Origin of the sequence: Natronospirillum sp. (assembly GCF_022565775.1) — a bacterium.
In the GTDB taxonomy this organism is placed as follows: Bacteria; Pseudomonadota; Gammaproteobacteria; order Pseudomonadales; family Natronospirillaceae; genus Natronospirillum.
The window spans coordinates 1-18,648 of sequence record NZ_JAIUMC010000062.1 but is presented as its reverse complement, the minus strand read 5'-3'; the positions used below and the strand labels follow the sequence as shown (position 1 = coordinate 18,648).

Sequence of the window (18,648 nt, the reverse complement as noted above, 5' to 3'; positions counted from 1 at the left end):
CAACCCCATCTGGAAACCGACCTGTTCAATACATTGCGCGAGCGCGCGGAAGTCGACGCCATTCAGGTGTTCAGTCGCAACCTCAAGGATCTCTTGCTGGCCGCCCCGGCCGGCCCCCGGGTTACGCTTGGCATGGACCCGGCCTATCGCACCGGCGTCAAGCTGGTGGTCATCGACGGTACCGGCAAGCTGCTGGCTCATGCTGCGGTCTATCCGCATCAGCCGCAGAACCGCCGCAGTGAAGCCAAACGCACCGTGATCGAACTTTGTCGCCAATACAAGGTCGAACTGGTGGCCATCGGCAACGGCACCGCCTCCCGGGAAACCGATGAGCTGGCGCGCGAGATAGCCCGGGAGCTGCCCGAGCTGGGTCTGGATACCGTCATGGTGTCCGAGGCTGGTGCCTCGGTCTATTCCGCCTCGGCGCTGGCGGCGAAAGAATTCCCCGAGCTGGATGTGAGCTTTCGCGGTGCCGTGTCCATCGCCCGCCGGCTGCAGGATCCACTCGCCGAGCTAGTCAAGATCGACCCCAAGGCGATCGGCGTCGGTCAGTACCAGCACGATGTGTCCCAGGTAGCCCTGGCACGATCGCTGGAAGCAGTGGTGGAGGATTGTGTGAACGGGGTGGGTGTGGATCTGAACACGGCGTCAGCGGCGCTGCTGAGTCGGGTATCGGGACTGAACAGCACCATAGCCGACAATATCGTGATCTGGCGGGACAGCGCTGGGCGCTTCGGCAGCCGCAAGGACCTCAAGGCGGTGCCCAGGCTGGGTCCCAAGGCATTTGAACAGTGCGCCGGCTTCCTGCGTATACAGGGGGGCGACGAGCCACTGGATGCATCAGCGGTGCACCCGGAGTCCTATCCGCTGGTTGAGCGGATCGTCACCGCCGCCGGGCGCTCGATCAAGTCACTCATGGGTGACAGCCAGACCTTGCGTCGGCTTGATGCGGAACAGTTTGTCTCCGCAGGCTGGGGGTTGCCGACCATTCGCGACATTCTGACTGAACTGGAAAAACCGGGTCGCGATCCAAGGCCCGAGTTCCGCACGGCCACCTTCAAAGAGGGTGTGACAGAACTGAAAGACCTGAAGCCCGGCATGGTGCTGGAAGGTGTGGTGACCAATGTCACCAACTTCGGCGCCTTTGTCGATATAGGTGTGCATCAGGATGGTCTGGTGCACATTTCTGCGCTCAGTCATGAGTTCGTCAAGGACCCGGCCACTGTGGTCAAGGCCGGTGATGTGGTGCAGGTCAAGGTGATGGTCGTGGATATCGGCCGCAAGCGCATAGGGTTGAGCATGCGGCTTGATGATGACCCGGAGCAGGCCAAGGAAGAGCGCGGCAGCCGACCTGGCGCCGGGCGCCGGAATGCCGGTCGGCAACAGTCGGCTCAGCAGTCCCAGCCTGCTGCCAAGGGCACTCTGGGAGATATCCTGCAGCAGGCGCTGCACAAGCAGAATTAACTGAATTGCACACATAGAGAGAAGACACATGGTAGCCAAGTCAGTGCGCCAGTGGTTGCAGGGGCAGCCGGAAACCTTGTTCCAGTTCATGCACGGGATAGAAAAGGAAGGGCTGCGCACCGATGCCGTCGGTCGCATCAGCCAGTCTGCCCATCCCGCCGCGTTGGGCTCGGCACTGACGCACCCGCAAATTACCACAGACTATTCCGAGGCCCTCCTGGAGTTCATTACCCCGGTGCATGTGCGGCCAGAAGATACGCTGCAAGACTTGGAAACGCTCCACCGGTATGCCTTCAACGTCAATCCGGAAGAGGAGATTTGGCCAGCCAGCATGCCCGCCGTGCTGGACGGTGAAATGAGCGTGCGTATTGCGGAATACGGCACGTCCCATATCGGTCGCCTCAAGCATGCCTACCGGCACGGCCTCTGGCATCGCTATGGCCGTATCATGCAGACGATTGCCGGGGTGCACTTCAACTTCTCCGTGCCACAGGAATTCTGGCCGGCCTGGCAGGCCTTCCGGGGCAGCGAGGAATCAGCGCGTGATTTCCGCTCACAAGGGTATTTCGGGCTGATTCGCCAGTTCCGCCGCCACTCCTGGTTGCTGCTGTATCTGTTCGGGGCGTCACCGGCTGTGGACCGTTCCTTTCTGCGCGAAAGCTCGGCCCGCATGCGGGAGCATGGTGACAGCACGTTGCTGATGCCGTCGGCGACCAGTTTGCGCATGAGCGATATGGGCTACAACAATGCCGCCCAGCAGAGCCTCAAGGTCTGCTTCAACAGCCTGCCAACCTATGTGTGCACGCTGCACAAGGCCCTGCATACGCCTTACCCGCCCTATGCGGCCATCGGCATCAAGCGGGATGAGCAGTATCAGCAGCTCAACGCCAACATCCTGCAGATCGAGAACGAATACTATTCGGACATACGCCCCAAGCGCACTACACGCAGCGGTGAAAAGCCGCTGGCTGCGCTGCAGCGTGATGGTGTGGAATATGTCGAGGTCCGATGTCTGGACCTGAACCCCTTTCTGCCCCTCGGCATAGAGGCGGACCAGATCCGCTTTCTCAACTGGTTTCTGTTCTGGTGCCTGGTCACCGATGCACAACGCATTTCGGATGTGGAATGTGAACGCGTCGGCTTCAACCAGCGACTGACTGTATTGTATGGGCGCGACTCCGAGTTGCGTCTGGTCGGTCAGGACAATGTGCGTGTGCTGCGTGACTGGGGCCTGCGGATTATCGACGATATAGAAGCGCTTGTAGAAGCCGTGAGCCCGGCTGACCGGGAGGCCGTGTTGGCCGCACTGGCGCGCTACCGCTCATGGCTCAGAGACCCGGAGAAGACGCCGTCAGGTCGCCTGACCGAGGCCTTGAACACCGGCAGTCGCGATTTCCGGGATGTCACGCTGGAGTTGGCACAGGGTCATCGTAAGGCGCTCACCGAATCTGAACTCGACCGCGAACTTTTGGCGCGTATGCAGGCACTGGCCGATCAGTCGTTGCAGGATCAGCGGCAGCTTGAGGCCGACTCCGAAGGCTCGTTCGATGATTTCGTACAGCACTATATGGAAACGGCTGACACCCACTGAGGTTTCGGACATGGTTCAGAGGTGGATGCGGGCAAAAAATCAACAAAACGACTACACTTGAATGCGCACCGTCGGTTAAACTCTGAGCAGTGAGGATGTTGAATCCAAACGGTTCGGTGAGAGGTTGTGGAGCCTCAGGCGTGACAGGGACGCCACCGACCCATAAACAGGGAATGGAATTATGTCGCAATCAAAATGGAGTCTGGAGAGACTCAATGAGGCCTATCGGAAAGGCTATTTTGTTGGGCTGAGTGGGCGCCAGAGAGGGCCTTGCCCGTATGAGGACGAAGACGTTCTTGCTTCAGCCTGGGAGGCAGGCTGGCATGATGGCAATGACGCCGTGCGTATCCATCGTGCGCGGCCGGCAGCGTCACCGGGCAGCACAGACCCCGGCTCTATCGGTAGAGCGCAAAGCGGCTAGTGTCCTGTCTGGTTAATTCGCCAACTCTCTGCGTGCGGTCTGCGGTCACTGGTCAAGGCGACATCCCGCAGGCGTGGTGGGCCCACTTCAAGGGATGTCAACACAGGCCAGGGGCTCAGAGCAGTGTCGAATTAACCAGACAGGACACTTGGGCTACTGGACGATCAGGTTGCTGAACAGAACGCGCTCGACCTGCGGTGAGCCGGTCTCGTGTTCCATGAAGGCACGCATTTCACTGCGAATGCTGCGTCGCAGTGCCTCGCGCCCCGAGCTGGTGTTGAGGTCGGAGCGATCTGCTTCGGTCACGTTCAAAACCACGATATGACGCAATGCCGGCGCATGATAATTGAGTTGCGACGCGCCTTCCTCCCCGCCGGTGACCAGATTGACTTCCATGCGCAGAAAGCGGATGCGTCCATCGCGCCCATAGTTCAGCACGAATTCCGGTTGCAGGTCGACATACCTTGCCAACGGCAGATCTTCCGTGGTGTGGTCTACCGGCCCTTCCTGCAGTTCTGCGTCCTGCGCGCCTGCCGGAGCACCGATAAAAACCAGTACCATCAGCAGCGGAATTGATCTGCGACAAGAGCGCTGGACCTGGCGGAAAAAAGACTGTGTCTGACAGATACTAGCAGTTATCATGACGCCAAAATCCTCACCCACATTAGTCTTTGCCAGTCTGAACCCAACCCGGCTTGCAGAGGCTTCTTAGAATACCGGGAATTTAGCATATGGTCCTGCCTTCGGTCAGAATCTTGAATGGGTTAGCGGCCGCGACCAGCATCAGCTTGATACTGCTCGCCATTCTTTACCTGCAGAATACACTGGGCTTGCCACCCTGTCCGCTGTGCATTTTCCAGCGTATCGGCTTTATGGCCGTGGCGCTGGTGTTGCTGATTGCCGCCCTGCACGGGCCCGGAACACGCGGTGTGCGCGTCTATGGCGGCCTGCTGCTGGTCGCGGGGCTGGTGGGTGCCGGCGTGGCCCTACGCCATTTGTGGCTACAGTGGTCACCTCCGACCACAGTAGCTGCCTGCGGGCCGGGACTGCAGTTCATGCTGGACAATTATGCGCTCAGCGATGCGCTGAATGCCGTTTTTCAGGGCTCCGGCGACTGCTCGGATCAGCACTGGAGCTTTCTTGGATTCAGTATCCCGGGCTGGTCACTGATCTGGTTTATGCTCTTTTCGGCCTATGGTGCCTTGCTGGCCCTGTGGGGCCATGTGGTCCCACCAGCGCGGCAACGCAGTGACTGAATACAGCCTATTGCATTTTGGCCGGCCAGGTGGTTTTCTGGTATCGAGAGAAACATAAGGAATCAATTCGCAATGCTGGAACAATGTCAGAATGCCAGAGAACGCTGGGGCGGTGTCCACGAGATCATCGACCGCTGGCTGGCAGAGCGTCGAGAGTTGATTGTGCGCATGTTTGCAATCAACGGCGGGCGTGACCTGCTGGCTGATGAAGCTCCTGTGGAAGAGCGCATTCAGCGTTTCTGTGAAGTTCTGGTGGACTATGTGTCAGCCGGGCACTTCGAGGTCTATCAGCAGTTGCTGCAGGAAGCTCGCGAGTTTCGCGATACCGATCTGGATGCGGCACGAGTGATTTTCGGCCGACTGGAAGACAACACCGAGCATGTGCTGACCTTCAACGATACCTACCGGGACAGTCTGGAAACTCGCCAGAACCTGGGAGAACTCGATCGGGATCTGTCGCGCCTGGGCGAACGCCTGGAAGAACGCTTTGAGCTCGAAGACAAGCTGATCCAGGATCTGCACGAAGTGCATCGGGACAAGATCTTGTCCGAGGATTGACGTCCGTGCGCTCAGCCTGGCTCCGCCCCGGCATCCTGCTGGCCTGCCTGCTCTGGCTTTCTGCCTGCGCCGATCGACCTTCCGAATCCTGGACCCTGGCTCAGGGTGGTCTCTATGCCGGTGCCATTTCCGCCGCCGGTGATCGGGTCGCTGTGGGCACTATTTTTCATGGCGGCAGCTTGTGGCAGATTCCCGAGTATGAGCGGCTCTTCGACTGGAACCTCGACGCGGACCGCAATCTGGACGATTACAGCGCCTTCACGGCCATTGCCTTTGCCGGCAATGGGTCACGCGTAGCCACCGTACAGGGGCGGCAAGTGGTTATCTGGTCAGCAGATCAGGGCCGTGCAGACATGTTTTACGAGGCACCGGCGATGATCCGCTCTGTCGCCCTGAACCAGGATGGGAGTCGCTTCGTACTGGGGTTGGAGGAGGGAACTGCGGCGGTATTTTCTACCGAGACCGGAGACGTCATCCAGCGACTGATCGGCCATCGCGGCGGCATCCACAGTGTGGCGCTGGCGCCGGATGGCCGCCATGTCCTTACCGGTGGCGATGACCGTCGGGTGATCTACTGGGCCGTAGACGAAGGACTGATCCGCGCTCATCGTCGACATGACAATCAGGTGCGGACCGTTGCCCTGTCTGATTCCGGGGTCTATGCGTTTTCCGCCGCGCAAGGCAGTGACGGTGAAGTCTGGAATACAGCCAACGGCAATGTGGTTCGGATCATTCCAGCAGCACAGCGCGTCATATCGGTGGCCCGTTTTACAGACAACGACAGCCTATTGATTGTCGGTGATCGTCGGCATGGTGTGTCCCAATGGCACCTGCAGACATTGCAGCGCCGCGGGCACTGGCGGCTGGCCAGCCCGGGTCTCTATGCGCGGGAAAGCAATGTCATTCTCGATGTCCGACCACTGCCGCAGGGCGGAGTACTGGCGTTGAGCTCCAGCGGTAAACTTGCGTTATTGCAGTAAGGCCGTAGACTGGCAGAGACGTATAATTTACATTGGGTGTAGTTGATCCACGATTCCGGCATGAGTCCGAACTTGTGACCTTTGGCGAATAGCGCCCGTCCGCCAGGCAGTATGGAAACAGGCAGCAACGCAGTGAATGCTTATGGATGAAGAAGTTGGCAAGACCGCACCCGAAACCCGGGTCAATCGTTATGAACCTCCAATCCGCATGGTGTTGGCGAACTCCAAGGGTGGCTGTGGCAAAACCACGATTGCGACCAACCTGGCCGCGCACTTTGCGGCGCAGGGCAAATATACTTCGCTGATCGATTTCGATCCGCAGGGGTCAGCGATCCAGTGGCTGCAAGCCCGGCACAAGGGGCACCCAACGATCCACGGGGTGGCCGCCTACAGTCAGTTGGCCAATTCGACGCGAACCTTTGTCATGCGCAAACTGCCCGCCGAGACTGAGCGCGTGGTTATTGATACGGCCGCGGGCCTCAAGGGCAATGCTCTCAGTGACATGATTCGTGATACCGATATCATGCTGGTGCCAGTCACGCCGTCGCCCATTGATATTCGCGCCACCACCACTTTCATCAAGGAAGTACTGCTCAGCCCGGCTTTCCGGGCACGGCCGATTCTGGTGGGCGCCGTCGCCAACCGGGTGCGCCGAAATACCCTGGTCTACTCGAAGCTGGAGTTGTTCCTGCGTAGTCTGAAAATCCCGTTTATCACCAGCCTGCGCGATACGCAATACTATGTGCGCGCCTCCGAGCATGGTCTGGGCCTCAGTGACATGGCCTCTCGACACGATGCAGATACGGAAGAATGGGGTTATCTGTTGGACTGGATAGACTCGGCGACCGACAAGGTACTGCAGCGCCGCCGTCAGCTGCGCCAACCGGATGCCGAACCGTTTCAGCGCGAGGCGCCAGGCAGTGAGTCGGACAGCCAGGCAGCGGCTGCCCCGGATGCGTCTTCGGGCCAGTCTGAAGCACGCTGAATGCTGAGCGCAAGACGGCTCGCCAGCGGCAAAGCACTCGCCGGCTCGGTCAGGTGTTGATACTGGCGCGTCAACCAGGCCTGATCATGCCACTCCAGGGCCAGCTCGGCGCGCAGCAGGCGCTTGTAGGCTTCCTGTCCGGCCAACCCCTGACTCTGTTCTTTCACCTGCTTTCGCCAGGCCCGCCAGGGTAAGATAACCTGGGTGCGCCAATCGTTGTGAGTGTCCACCAGACCGCGGAAATCTTTGCGCAGTATGTTACCCTTGCCGGCCTGCCAGGCCGCGAAAAGCCAGTCATTGATCCAGATACCGTCCCGGTCCTGGTGATCGAGCAGGCGCGCAGCGACGCCCGGCGATGCATACAGGGTTCCGGCAAATCGCCAGAGTTCGAAATCCAGAGTCAGATCCGTTAACAGGACAGTCTTGATCAAATGATCCAGTTCTCCGATGTGCAGCTGTTGCGTGGGGGTGAACCCCTGTTCAGCGGCGCTACCCTCAAAGTAGCGCCCGGTGACAAGGTGGCCGTTATCGGCCCCAATGGTGCCGGAAAGTCGTCGCTGTTCCAAATGCTGCTGGGTGACTTGAGCGCTGACCAGGGTCAGGTGCAGTTGCCCGCACAGTGGCGCGTGGCCCATATGCAGCAGGAGACGCCCGGATTGCAGCGCAGTGCCGTCGACCATGTGCTGGACGGTCTGACCGAGTGGCGCGCCCTGCAGCAGGAGATCGAAGCGGCCGAAGTAGCTGGTGACAACGCGTTGCTGGGCCGGTTACATGGCCGCATGGATGATATGCAGGGGTATCAGGTGCGCCATGAAGCAGAGATCATACTGCTGGGCCTGGGGTTCACGCCGGCGGATCTGGAGCGGCCCGTCGCTGATTTTTCCGGGGGCTGGCGCGTGCGCCTGAATCTGGCGCAGACCCTGATCCAGAACAGTGACCTGCTGTTGCTGGATGAGCCTACCAACCACCTGGACCTGGAAACGGTCCACTGGCTGCAGGGATGGCTGCGGCGCTACCCGGGCACCTTGCTGCTGATCTCGCATGACCGGGATTTTCTGGATGCAGTGGTCGATCGGGTGATCAGTTTCGAGCATCAGGCGTTGCGTTTCTACTCCGGCAACTTCAGCAGCTATGAGCGCCAGAAATCCGAGCGTCTCGCCCAGCAGCAAGCGGTGTTCGAGAAGCAGCAGCAACGGCGTGCGGAAATGGAACGCTTTGTGGACCGTTTTCGTTACAAGGCCACCAAGGCCCGCCAGGCACAGAGTCGTCTGAAGGCCCTGGAGAAAATGACCCTGGATGCGCCGGCCCGGGCAGACAGCCCCTTCAGCTTCAAGTTCAGTGCCGGTGACAAGGTGTCCCAACCGCTGATCGCCCTGACGGATGCCGCGCTCGGCTATGGCACCCGGCCGGTGCTGGAACAGTTGCAGTTGAGCCTGTATCCGGGCATGCGTATCGGTCTGCTGGGGCGCAACGGGGCGGGCAAATCGACGCTGATTCGGCATCTTGCCGGTGAACTGAGACCGCTGCAGGGCGAGAGCACCACCGGAGCGCACTATTACCCGGGCTATTTTGCGCAGCACCAGGTGGACGAACTGGACAGCGCGGCGTCGCCGCTGACGCACTTGCAGCGCCTGGCGCCGGATGCCCGCGACCAGTCCCTGCGCGACTTTCTGGGTGGCTTCAACTTTCGCGGCTCCATGGTTGATGAGCCGGTTGCACCTCTGTCAGGCGGTGAGAAAGCCAGGCTGGCGCTGGCCCTGATTGCCTGGGCCCGACCCAATGTGTTGCTATTGGATGAGCCTACCAACCACCTCGACCTGCAAATGCGCTCGGCACTGGCAGAGGCGCTGCAGGCCTATGAGGGTGCGGTGATTGTGGTGTCGCATGACCGCTTTCTGATGGAATCGACGGTCGATGAATTCTGGCTGGTCGACCAGGGTAACGTGCAGCCGTTTGCGGGGGATCTGAACGACTATCTACAGGCGCTTGCAGCTCCGGAGCAGCGCCCACAGTCCCGCGAAAAGGGCGCTTCATCGGATGACCGGAAGGCCCAGAAGCGAGCCGAAGCACAGCACCGCAGAACCCTGTCGCCCCTCAAGAAGCAGGTCGACAAGGCATTGCAAGCGGTTGATGCGGCGCAGCAGGCGCTGGATGATATCAATGAAGCCCTGGCGGACCCCGGCCTGTATGATGCTGAGCGCAAGGACGACCTGCAGGTGATGCTGGACCGTCAGAGCACTGCCCGGCAAGCGCTGCAAAAGGCGGAGGCGCAATGGCTGGAGGCCGAGGAAGCGCTGGAAGAAGCGCAGAACGCCTGAAGTTATTCCGCCAATTGTCGATACAGTAGATCACTACCAATCTGCTGGTGCGACAAGAGCTCCCTCTCCATGACTCATCGGGCACGTTTTCTGTACCGCAGACTCGTCCGCCTGCCCGTTCCGGTGCTGCTGACGGTGGTGCTGCTGTTCGGCTGTGTGAACAACCCGGAATATCGCGCCCTGGAAGACTATTGGCGTTACGACGACCTGTACGATTTTGCCTACCTGGTGTGCATGGCTGAAAGCCACCGCAATGACGGCTGGGTGCCCATTGCCAACGCCCTGGACCGCGAAGCCTGGCGCTTTGTCGAGCGTGGGGATTTTCCGGGACGCACCTATATTCGAGTACTGGCCGCCTCGCGCAACTATGCCTGGCGGGTACCCAGTGGCGATGCCAGTGTCGGCTGTGCGCGCTGGAAACGCAGCGAAACCCTGTATCAGACCATCATCCTGAGCTTCTACTAGTCTTTCGACACCAGTGTTATCCTTGGTCGCCCAATTTCGTTCATAACAGGACATTGCATGTCTGACTTTCCACTGGTGCGCCCGCGACGCATGCGGCGCAATGCCTTTAGCCGCGCTCTGATGCGCGAAAATGATCTGCGCCCGGAGCACTTGATCTATCCGGTGTTCGTGCGCGAGGGCACGGGTGAACGTGAGCCGGTGCCGTCCATGCCGGGCGTGGAGCGCCTGTCGATTGATCAGTTGGTGGCCGAGGCCGAAGCTATTCATGCGCTGGGCATTCCATTGCTGGCGCTGTTCCCGGTGACGCCGCCCGACGCCAAGTCGGATCTTGCGGAAGAAGCCTGGAACCCGCAGGGCCTCGCCCAGAGAGCCATTCGGGCCATCAAGGAAGCGGTGCCGGACCTGGGCGTGATGACTGATGTCGCGCTGGATCCGTTCACCAGCCACGGGCAGGACGGCATTCTCGACGAGCAAGGCTATGTCGCCAATGACGTGACCGTGGAGGCGCTGGTGCGCCAGGCGCTGTCCCATGCGCAAGCGGGGGCCGATGTGGTGGCCCCCTCGGACATGATGGACGGTCGCATTGGTGCCATCCGCCGGGCGCTGGAAGCCGAAGGGCAAGTCAACACCCGCATCATGGCCTACTCGGCCAAATATGCCTCTGCCTTCTACGGCCCGTTTCGGGATGCGGTGGGTTCGGCCGGCAACCTGGGTGGGGGCAGCAAGGAAACCTATCAGATGGACCCGGCCAACTCCGACGAGGCACTGCACGAAGTGGCTCTGGATCTGGCCGAAGGCGCAGACATGGTGATGGTAAAACCGGGCATGCCGTATCTGGACGTGCTGCATCGTGTAAAGACGGAATTTCGGCGGCCTACCATGGTCTATCAGGTCAGTGGTGAGTACGCCATGCTGCAGGCCGCCATGCGCGAAGGCTGGCTGGGCGAGGCCGTGATCATGGAAAGTCTGCTGGCGTTTCGGCGTGCCGGAGCAGATGGTATTCTGACTTACTTTGCGCGCCAGGCTGCAGAAGCGATGCAGTCCGGGCCTGCAAAACAGGGATAGAAAGTTGGCAGCCGGGGTTGTATTATCGGCAGCCGACTCCACGTTGGGAAAGACACGGGTGCAGATACCGTTGCCCGATACAGGGCGCCTCGGCGCTGCACTGCGATCAATTCAAACTTTCTGGATGGTGATATGAGCGACCACATCATTAACGTGACGGATGACTCCTTCAGTACCGATGTACTCGGTGGAGACAAGCCGGTACTGGTGGACTATTGGGCTGAATGGTGCGGCCCCTGCAAGATGATAGCCCCGGTACTGGAAGAAGTGGCGGAAGAGTATGCTGACAAGCTGACCATTGCCAAGCTGAACATTGACGAAAACCAGGCGACACCGCCCAAGTATGGTATTCGTGGCATTCCGACACTGATGATTTTCAAGAACGGAGATGTGGCTGCCACCAAGGTTGGCGCACTGTCCAAGTCTCAGTTGCTGGAGTTTATCGACAGCAGCCTCTGACGGGTGCGGCATCCAGTCAGCCGGGGCAGCCCTTTTCGGCGCCCCGGTTGAAAAAATGCAGTAGACACCACCCGGGTTTCTAACTATAGTACTCAAGCAGATTTCATCTGCCTTCGGCGTCTCCCGCCCGATCCTACGATTTTCCCTGAAAAACAATCAACCTAATTGTTCAAACATACAGCGCGTCCTTTCTATGAATCTGAGTGAACTGAAAACCCAACCGGTTCCGGAGTTGCTGAAAATCGCCCAGGAAATGGGCCTCGAAAATGTAACCCGTACCCGCAAGCAGGACCTTATCTTTACCATCCTCAAGCGCCACGCCAAGAGCGGCGAAGACATCTATGGGGATGGTGTTCTGGAAATACTGCAGGACGGCTTCGGCTTTCTTCGCTCTTCGAGCAGCTCCTACCTCGCCGGGCCGGATGATATTTATGTATCACCCAGTCAGATCCGCCGCTTCAACCTGCGCACCGGTGATACGATCGCAGGCAAGATTCGGCCCCCGAAAGAAGGTGAACGTTATTTCGCGCTGCTGAAAATCGATACCATCAATGATGAAAGCAACGAGAATTCCCGCAACAAGATCCTGTTCGAAAACCTCACACCTCTGTTTCCTGAAGTCTCTTTGCCCCTTGAAACGGGTATCGGCTCAACGGAAGATCTGACCGGTCGGGTACTGGATCTGGTATCCCCCATCGGCAAGGGCCAGCGTGGCCTGATCGTCGCGCCGCCCAAGGCGGGCAAGACGTTGATGCTGCAGCATATGGCACAGGCCATCGTGCGCAACTCGCCGGATGTCGATCTGATTGTGCTGCTGATCGATGAGCGCCCTGAAGAAGTGACCGAGATGCAGCGTTCCGTGCGCGGCGAAGTGGTGGCATCGACCTTCGATGAGCCGCCGTCACGTCATGTACAGGTGGCTGAAATGGTGATCGAGAAGGCGAAGCGCCTGACCGAGCATAAGCGGGATGTGGTCATTCTGCTGGATTCCATTACCCGTTTGGCGCGTGCCTACAATACGGTTGTGCCTTCGTCAGGCAAGGTGCTGACCGGTGGTGTCGATTCACATGCTCTGGAGCGCCCGAAGCGTTTCTTCGGTGCGGCCCGTAATGTGGAAGAAGGCGGCTCCCTGACCATCGTGGCCACGGCTCTGGTGGATACCGGTTCGAAAATGGACGAGGTTATCTACGAAGAGTTCAAGGGTACCGGCAACATGGAAGTGCACCTGGACCGCCGTATTGCCGAGAAGCGGATTTTCCCCGCCATCAATATCCGCCGCAGCGGCACCCGCCGGGAAGACCGACTGATCAAGCCGGAGTCATTGCAACGCCTGTGGATTCTGCGCAAGCTGCTGGCCGATATGGAGGACGTGCAGGCCATCGAGTTCCTGCTCGACAAGCTCAAGGGCAGCAAGACCAATAACGAGTTCTTCGATTCGATGCGCAATGGCTGATAACGTCTGACGCGGTGTGCGCAGGCCATCCGCCCTTCTGTCTGGCCAAGCCTGATCTGAAGGGCGCTGCGCTGAGTTGTCTGCTCAGTAGTAGTGGGGCAGATTGATGCCCTGATCTTCGAATGCGACCTTCATGCTGTCCAGGTCGTAGGGACTCAGGCCCAGAATATCGAGCACTATATCGCGAATGTCATCCCATTCATGGTCAACGTCCTGCTGGCCAATCGTGCGATAGTTGCCGCACATATGTTCCGCGGTCTTCAGAATGGCCATCAGCACAATTTTTTCGCTTTCGCGACTGGTGCCTGGCGCCTGCGACATCTGGCGCACATTGTGGTGGTCGGCGATTACCTCGCACAGATGCGCCGGCAGGTTCCAGGAACGGGCACAATAGTAGCCAACCACCGCATGATTGGTTTTGAAGGCGGTGTTTTCGGCATCGATGATGCGCGAATACTGGCCTGAATAGGCCTCCTGCATCACTGCAAAATAGCCGTCGAAGCGCTGATGCATCAGTGGAATGCCGCTGTTGTGAAACAGGCCCAGATTGTAGGCTTCATCGGCATTCGGAAAGCCGATCTGCTTGGCGACGGACGCGCTGACAATGGCGACGTCCATGGCGGTATCCCAGAAACGGTTCAGTTCTACAATATCCTCGTCACCCAACTCACCCTTGATGCTCAGGCCGTTGATGATGTTCACCACTGTCTTCAGCCCCAGCAGCGACACGGCATGACTGACCGACTCGATACGGCTGCGCAATCCATAAGCGGGCGAGTTGACTACCTTGAGCATGGTGGCTGCCAGGCCCACGTCCTGCTTGATCAGATCTGCGATATTGTTCAGATCCGGTTCGGGATGCATCTGTTCCATCTGCAGGTCGACCATGATCTGCGGCTGCGGAGGGACCAGAATGCCTTGCAGAATCTTGCCAATCTGCTCTTCAGTGAGCTGTGTCGATGTCATTGCTCATTTCTCCTGTCCATCCTGGCGGGCGGTAACTTGTTCCGGGCTGCCTCTCTCGTGCTACTGAGCCTCCAGGCGTCGACTCAGTTCGCGCAGCTGGCTTGCGGCCTGCTCTGCCGTGACATGCAATTCGCCAAAAGACGGGGACCCTGCCTGCGGTGACAATCGAACGCCGGTACTTTGCCATTCCTCCGCCGACAGTCCCTGACTCGAAGCCAGTTCCTGAACGGGCGTCTCGGTCCACCATTGTTCGAGAGACTCGACTAGCGTAGCAAGATACAGTTTGTCGTGCTCGGATTTCAGCGCCAGGCCGGGTTGATCCTGACTCCGATCCCGAGCGACCCGAGCCGCTTGGTCCAGCGCTCGTGACCAGCCCCACAGCAATTCGCTGGTGCGCAGGTTAGGCGCTTCCGGCTCCGTGAGGCTCGTCCAGTAGCCTTGCCACTGCCGGCCTTGGTGAGACAGATCCAGAGCCAGTAGTGCGGTCAGGTGACTGCGTCTTGCTGTATGGGTCTGCTCGGTCAGCGGTATCTCCTCAATGCGCTCGACCGCTGTGAATTCTTCCGCGGTGCGCGTGGCCACGCCCGACAACAGCACTTCAAGGGCATACAGGCCAAAGGCGACTTCTGCATCATCCGTTACCTGATGTTGCCGTACCAGATTGGCCAGCGTGAGTTGAACCGTTTCATCATGCACTAGTCCCGAGTCATCGTATCCGGGTAGCGCATCTATGAAACCGGGCAGAGCCGGTGCGGCGGCTGTGCGAGACCACCACTCGGAGTGCTGGCTCAGGCTGGCTTCCGTCAGTGGCGAATAGAGACACAGGCTGGCCCCGCCCCAGTTGGCCAGAGCATTGCGCCAGGCGCTGGAGGCGCCAGTGAGACTATCGGCAGAAGGTTGCGTTGCGAGCTGCGCAACCTGCACATTCAGCAGCTCAGTCGCACCGACAAAGTCGGCCACCAGCGTCGAGCAATGCTCGACAGCAAGGCTATGCACGAGCGCTTCCGCAGCCTGCGGCAGGGGTTGCTCGACGGCTGTCTCGGCAGGTGGTGTTCCTGTCTGCTCTGCTGGCCCCGGGCGGGGCTCGCTTTCACAGGCCGCCAGAATCAGCACAGGCAGCGCGGTCAGCGCAGTGACAAAACGGGCCATGAGCGTGCTTCCGCGGTAGTGAGCAGGGTGTCATCAGGGTCCACTGCGACCGGGTCGGTCACCTGCTCCAGGAGGTGCAGATCGTTATGACTGTCGCTGTAGAACCATTGCCGGTCGAACGACAGTGCCTGGTCGGCCAACCAGTTGTGCAGACGGGTAATCTTGCCGGCCTGGAAAGCGGGTGTGCCATCAATGCGGCCGGTGAAATTGCCATTGGCGTCGCGCTCCGGAACCGTGGCCAGCAGGTCGTCAACGCCGAGCTCAGCGGCGATCGGTGCGGTAATGAAATCAATCGTGGCTGTAATGATCAGCAGCCGATCACCCTGTTGGCGATGCTTGTCCAGCAGCGCCTTGGCACCGGGGGCAATCATGCCGCTGATCACGGTATCCAGAAAATGCTGGCGCAAAGCGTCGCTCTGCTTCGGACCCATGGCCTGCAGCGGTTTGACCACGAAGGCGACATATTCATGGATGTCCAGAGTGCCAGCCTGATAGCGACTGTAAAAATAGTCGTTGGCGCGCTGGTATTCGGCGGTATCAACCACGCCCTGTCGCACCAGAAAAGCACCCCAGGCATGGTCGCTGTCGCCAGCCAGCAATGTGTTGTCGAGATCGAAGATGGCTAGTGCCAAGGAATCCTCCCCTTTTGGGCCAATGCAGTATGGGCTGTGACGGTAATTATCGCATGTTTTGCGGTGCTCCGGCATCCGCCGTCGCACGTCTTGCAAGTTGCCTTGGTTGCGTGCTTTGTGGAACAATCATTCGCAGAATAGTAACTCTGAGTGAATACTTCATGATCGACGTCGATGGCTTTCGCCCCAACGTTGGCATCATTCTGGCCAATGATGCCGGACAGGTGCTGTGGGCGCGTCGTATCGGTCAGGACGCCTGGCAGTTCCCCCAGGGGGGGATAGGGTCAAGCGAAACGCCCGTCGAGGCGCTTTATCGAGAATTGAAAGAAGAAATTGGCCTGGGCCCGCAAGCGGTCGAAATCGTGGCCTGTACTCGCGGATGGTTGAAATACCGACTGCCGCGGCGCATGATGCGACAGCGGCGTATGCCGGTCTGCATCGGCCAGAAGCAGAAGTGGTTTCTGCTGCGCATGAGAGGTGACGACTCGCAGGTCAAGCTGGACCGCTCGGACACGCCCGAATTCGATGGCTGGCAATGGGTCAGCTACTGGTACCCGCTGGCACACGTCGTGCCCTTCAAGAAACAGGTGTATCGTCAGGCTCTGACTGAGCTGGCCCCTCGCCTGTCCAAAGCGCTCCAAGGACACTCAATACATCATGTTGACCACGCTCAAGCGGATCGTACAGGAAGTTACTAGCGCCCGAACGCTGACCGAGGCACTGGAACAGATTGTTGTGCGTGTCCGTGATGCCATGGACGCGCAGGTTTGTTCTGTTTACCTGTTTGATGAAAGTCTGCGCCGCTATGTGCTGATGGCAACCGAGGGGCTGAACAAGGATCAGGTGGGTCAGGTCAGCCTGGGTACCAATGAGGGTATCATTGCCCTGGTCGGCAAGCGGGAAGAGCCGATCAATCTGGACGATGCCCACAATCATCCGGCGTTCCACTACATGCCGACAGTGGGCGAAGACCCCTACAATGCCTTTCTGGCTGCCCCTATCATTCACCAGAAACGCCTGCTCGGTGTAATCACCACACAGCGCACCGAGAAGCGCCGGTTTGACGAGAGTGAAGAAGCCTTTCTGATCACGGTGTCGGCACAGCTGGCCAGTGTCATCGCTCATGCGGAAGCCTCGGGTCAGGATATCAACGGCGTACTGTCCGGCATCACGCAGCGCGATGTGCGCTTCAAGGGAGTGGCCGGCGCCAACGGCGTGGCCATCGGTACGGCGGTTCTGGTGACTCCGCCCGCTGATCTGGTCGAAATCCCTTCGCGGCGTATCACCGACACGGAGAAAGAAAAGAAGCGCCTGCAGGAAGCCCTGGAGTCGGTCAAGGTCGATATCCGCCGCGCCGGTGAAAAAGTGGCCGGTGAATTGCGCCCGGAAGAACAGGCCCTGTTCGATGTCTATTTGAACATGCTGGATGACCAGGCGCTGGGCCAGGAAGTCACCCGTCTGATTGATCAGGGTGAATGGGCGGAAGGGGCGCTGGCGCAGGTCATTCGTGGCTATTCCAGGCACTTTTCACAGATGGAAGATGCCTACCTGCGCGAGCGTGCTACCGACATTCGGGATCTGGGCCGTCGCGTGCTGTCCTACTTGCAGGCCGAAGACACTGGCCCCAGAGTGATTCCGGACCGCGCCATCATCATCGGCGAGGACCTGACCCCGGCCATTCTGGGTGAGGTGGATGAAGAGCACCTGGCAGGCATTATTTCCATTCAGGGCTCAGCCAACTCCCATATCGCCATTCTGGCCCGGGCTATGGGCATTCCGACGGTCATGGGTCTGGTCGACCTGCCTTATCGGCAGATCGAGGGTCAGCAACTGGTGCTTGATGGCTATCGAGGCCATGTTTACGTCAACCTGTCAGATGACCTGTTGGCACACTTCCAGGAAATCGAAGAAGAAGAAAAAGCCTTCGCCGCCGAACTGGAGACACAGAAAGACCTGCCCTGCGTCACACTGGACGGCCATGAGGTTTGCCTGATGGTCAATACGGGTCTGCTGACTGATGTCTACCGTTCGCTGGATCGCGGTGCGGAGGGGGTAGGACTTTACCGGACTGAAGTGGCTTTCATGATGACGGAGCGGTTTCCATCGGAGACCGAGCAGGCCGACATCTATCGCCGACAGATGGAGATCTTTGCCCCGCGCCCGGTCACCATGCGTACGCTGGATATCGGCGGCGACAAGTCATTGCCCTATTTCCCCATCGAAGAGGAAAACCCCTTCCTCGGCTGGCGCGGTATTCGCGTCACGCTGGATCATCCCGAGATATTCCTGGTACAGATCCGCGCCATGCTGCGCGCCAGTCTGGGGCTGGACAACCTGCGCATCATGTTGCCGATGATCACCAGCATCAGTGAGCTGGACGAGGCGCTGCATTTGATCTATCGCGCCGTGTTCGAACTGCAGGAAGAAAATATTCCCGTATCGATGCCTGAACTGGGAATGATGATAGAGGTGCCGGCTACCGTCTATCAGACTGCAGCCTATGCATCGCGGGTGGACTTTCTGTCCGTGGGCTCGAATGACCTTACCCAGTATCTGCTGGCCGTGGATCGCAACAACCCGCGTGTGGCGGATCTGTACAGCAGCTTCCATCCGGCAGTACTACAGGCTCTGAAATTCATCGTCGATACCGCTCATGAGGTAGGCACGCCTGTGTCCATCTGCGGTGAGATGGCCGGTGATCCGGCCGGTGCCGTGTTGCTGGCAGCAATGGGCTATGACAGCCTGTCGATGAACAGTGCCAGCTTGCTGCAGGTGAAGTCGGTGTTTCGCGAGATCAGGATGACGTGGGCAAAGGACCTGGTGGCCGAAGTGCTGCGCCTGGAAGATCCCATGGTCATTCGCAGTACCATCGATCTGGCGCTGCGC

General features: G+C 59.2%; 19 protein-coding genes. 14 read left to right on the top strand and 5 right to left on the bottom strand.

Annotated features, from left to right (window positions below):
• The 3 genes from LAT62_RS11555 to LAT62_RS11545 form a co-directional block, all read left to right on the top strand.
• Positions 1 to 1,464: helix-hairpin-helix domain-containing protein (locus tag LAT62_RS11555; protein ID WP_293383747.1), on the top strand; the 1,464-nt coding region annotated here is incomplete at its 5' end.
• 28 nt (positions 1,465 to 1,492) lie between these two features.
• Complete coding sequence (gshA, locus tag LAT62_RS11550; protein ID WP_293383744.1) at positions 1,493 to 3,055, top strand: glutamate--cysteine ligase; 1,563 nt, start codon at positions 1,493 to 1,495, stop codon at positions 3,053 to 3,055.
• Positions 3,056 to 3,236: 181 nt separating this feature from the next.
• The gene (locus LAT62_RS11545; RefSeq protein ID WP_293383741.1) at positions 3,237 to 3,476 is read left to right on the top strand and encodes a ribosome modulation factor; all 240 of its coding nucleotides are present in this window, start codon (positions 3,237 to 3,239) and stop codon (positions 3,474 to 3,476) included.
• A gap of 153 nt (positions 3,477 to 3,629) precedes the next feature.
• Here LAT62_RS11545 and fliL read toward each other — a convergent pair whose 3' ends face one another.
• Positions 3,630 to 4,118: a flagellar basal body-associated FliL family protein gene (gene fliL / locus LAT62_RS11540; protein ID WP_293383738.1), complete on the bottom strand. Its 489-nt coding sequence runs from the start codon at positions 4,116 to 4,118 to the stop codon at positions 3,630 to 3,632.
• A 113-nt stretch (positions 4,119 to 4,231) separates the two neighbouring features.
• Between fliL and LAT62_RS11535 the strand changes: the two genes are divergently transcribed.
• From LAT62_RS11535 to LAT62_RS11520, 4 genes are all read left to right on the top strand, one after another.
• Complete coding sequence (locus LAT62_RS11535; RefSeq protein WP_293383735.1) at positions 4,232 to 4,732, top strand: disulfide bond formation protein B; 501 nt, start codon at positions 4,232 to 4,234, stop codon at positions 4,730 to 4,732.
• Between the two features lie 72 nt (positions 4,733 to 4,804).
• Positions 4,805 to 5,290 (top strand): sigma D regulator, encoded by a 486-nt coding sequence (gene rsd, locus LAT62_RS11530; RefSeq protein WP_293383732.1) that lies wholly within the window; start codon positions 4,805 to 4,807, stop codon positions 5,288 to 5,290.
• Between the two features lie 5 nt (positions 5,291 to 5,295).
• On the top strand, positions 5,296 to 6,270 hold the full coding sequence (locus tag LAT62_RS11525) for a hypothetical protein (RefSeq protein WP_293383729.1): 975 nt from the start codon (positions 5,296 to 5,298) through the stop codon (positions 6,268 to 6,270).
• 142 nt (positions 6,271 to 6,412) lie between these two features.
• The gene (locus LAT62_RS11520; RefSeq protein WP_293383726.1) at positions 6,413 to 7,255 is read left to right on the top strand and encodes an AAA family ATPase; all 843 of its coding nucleotides are present in this window, start codon (positions 6,413 to 6,415) and stop codon (positions 7,253 to 7,255) included.
• Here the strand turns inward: LAT62_RS11520 and LAT62_RS11515 are convergent.
• Positions 7,171 to 7,686 carry a DUF2390 domain-containing protein gene (locus LAT62_RS11515; protein ID WP_293383723.1) on the bottom strand — a complete coding sequence of 172 codons (516 nt, stop codon included), beginning with the start codon at positions 7,684 to 7,686 and terminating at the stop codon, positions 7,171 to 7,173. The two genes, LAT62_RS11520 and LAT62_RS11515, sit on opposite strands and share 85 nt — an antisense overlap.
• On the opposite strand from LAT62_RS11515, the gene LAT62_RS11510 reads away from it, so the two are divergent.
• The 5 genes from LAT62_RS11510 (at position 7,687) to rho (ending at position 13,015) form a co-directional block, all read left to right on the top strand.
• Positions 7,687 to 9,573: an ABC-F family ATP-binding cassette domain-containing protein gene (locus LAT62_RS11510; RefSeq protein ID WP_293383720.1), complete on the top strand. Its 1,887-nt coding sequence runs from the start codon at positions 7,687 to 7,689 to the stop codon at positions 9,571 to 9,573.
• Positions 9,574 to 9,642: 69 nt separating this feature from the next.
• Complete coding sequence (locus LAT62_RS11505; protein WP_293383717.1) at positions 9,643 to 10,038, top strand: hypothetical protein; 396 nt, start codon at positions 9,643 to 9,645, stop codon at positions 10,036 to 10,038.
• A 57-nt stretch (positions 10,039 to 10,095) separates the two neighbouring features.
• A complete protein-coding gene (gene hemB / locus LAT62_RS11500) occupies positions 10,096 to 11,103 on the top strand; it encodes a porphobilinogen synthase (protein WP_293383714.1) in 1,008 nt (335 codons plus the stop codon).
• A 132-nt stretch (positions 11,104 to 11,235) separates the two neighbouring features.
• Entirely contained in the window at positions 11,236 to 11,562 is a 327-nt protein-coding gene (gene trxA, locus LAT62_RS11495) for a thioredoxin TrxA (RefSeq protein WP_293383711.1), read from the top strand.
• 193 nt (positions 11,563 to 11,755) lie between these two features.
• The gene (rho, locus tag LAT62_RS11490) at positions 11,756 to 13,015 is read left to right on the top strand and encodes a transcription termination factor Rho (RefSeq protein ID WP_293383708.1); all 1,260 of its coding nucleotides are present in this window, start codon (positions 11,756 to 11,758) and stop codon (positions 13,013 to 13,015) included.
• Between the two features lie 84 nt (positions 13,016 to 13,099).
• On the opposite strand, the gene LAT62_RS11485 is transcribed toward rho, so the two are convergent.
• Genes LAT62_RS11485 through LAT62_RS11475 form a run of 3 tightly spaced genes read right to left on the bottom strand, consistent with a single transcriptional unit; the run spans position 13,100 to position 15,762 of the window.
• Positions 13,100 to 13,981 carry an HDOD domain-containing protein gene (locus LAT62_RS11485; RefSeq protein WP_293383705.1) on the bottom strand — a complete coding sequence of 294 codons (882 nt, stop codon included), beginning with the start codon at positions 13,979 to 13,981 and terminating at the stop codon, positions 13,100 to 13,102.
• Positions 13,982 to 14,041: 60 nt separating this feature from the next.
• Positions 14,042 to 15,130 (bottom strand): imelysin family protein, encoded by a 1,089-nt coding sequence (locus tag LAT62_RS11480; protein WP_293383702.1) that lies wholly within the window; start codon positions 15,128 to 15,130, stop codon positions 14,042 to 14,044.
• Entirely contained in the window at positions 15,106 to 15,762 is a 657-nt protein-coding gene (locus LAT62_RS11475) for an HAD family phosphatase (protein ID WP_293383699.1), read from the bottom strand. Before LAT62_RS11475 ends, LAT62_RS11480 begins: the two co-directional genes overlap by 25 nt.
• 161 nt (positions 15,763 to 15,923) lie before the next feature.
• On the opposite strand from LAT62_RS11475, the gene LAT62_RS11470 reads away from it, so the two are divergent.
• Together LAT62_RS11470 and ptsP are read left to right on the top strand one after the other, a co-directional pair.
• The gene (locus LAT62_RS11470; RefSeq protein WP_293383696.1) at positions 15,924 to 16,460 is read left to right on the top strand and encodes an RNA pyrophosphohydrolase; all 537 of its coding nucleotides are present in this window, start codon (positions 15,924 to 15,926) and stop codon (positions 16,458 to 16,460) included.
• The coding region (gene ptsP, locus LAT62_RS11465; protein ID WP_293383693.1) for a phosphoenolpyruvate--protein phosphotransferase at positions 16,420 to 18,648 on the top strand (2,229 nt) is incomplete at its 3' end. The genes LAT62_RS11470 and ptsP, both read left to right, overlap by 41 nt.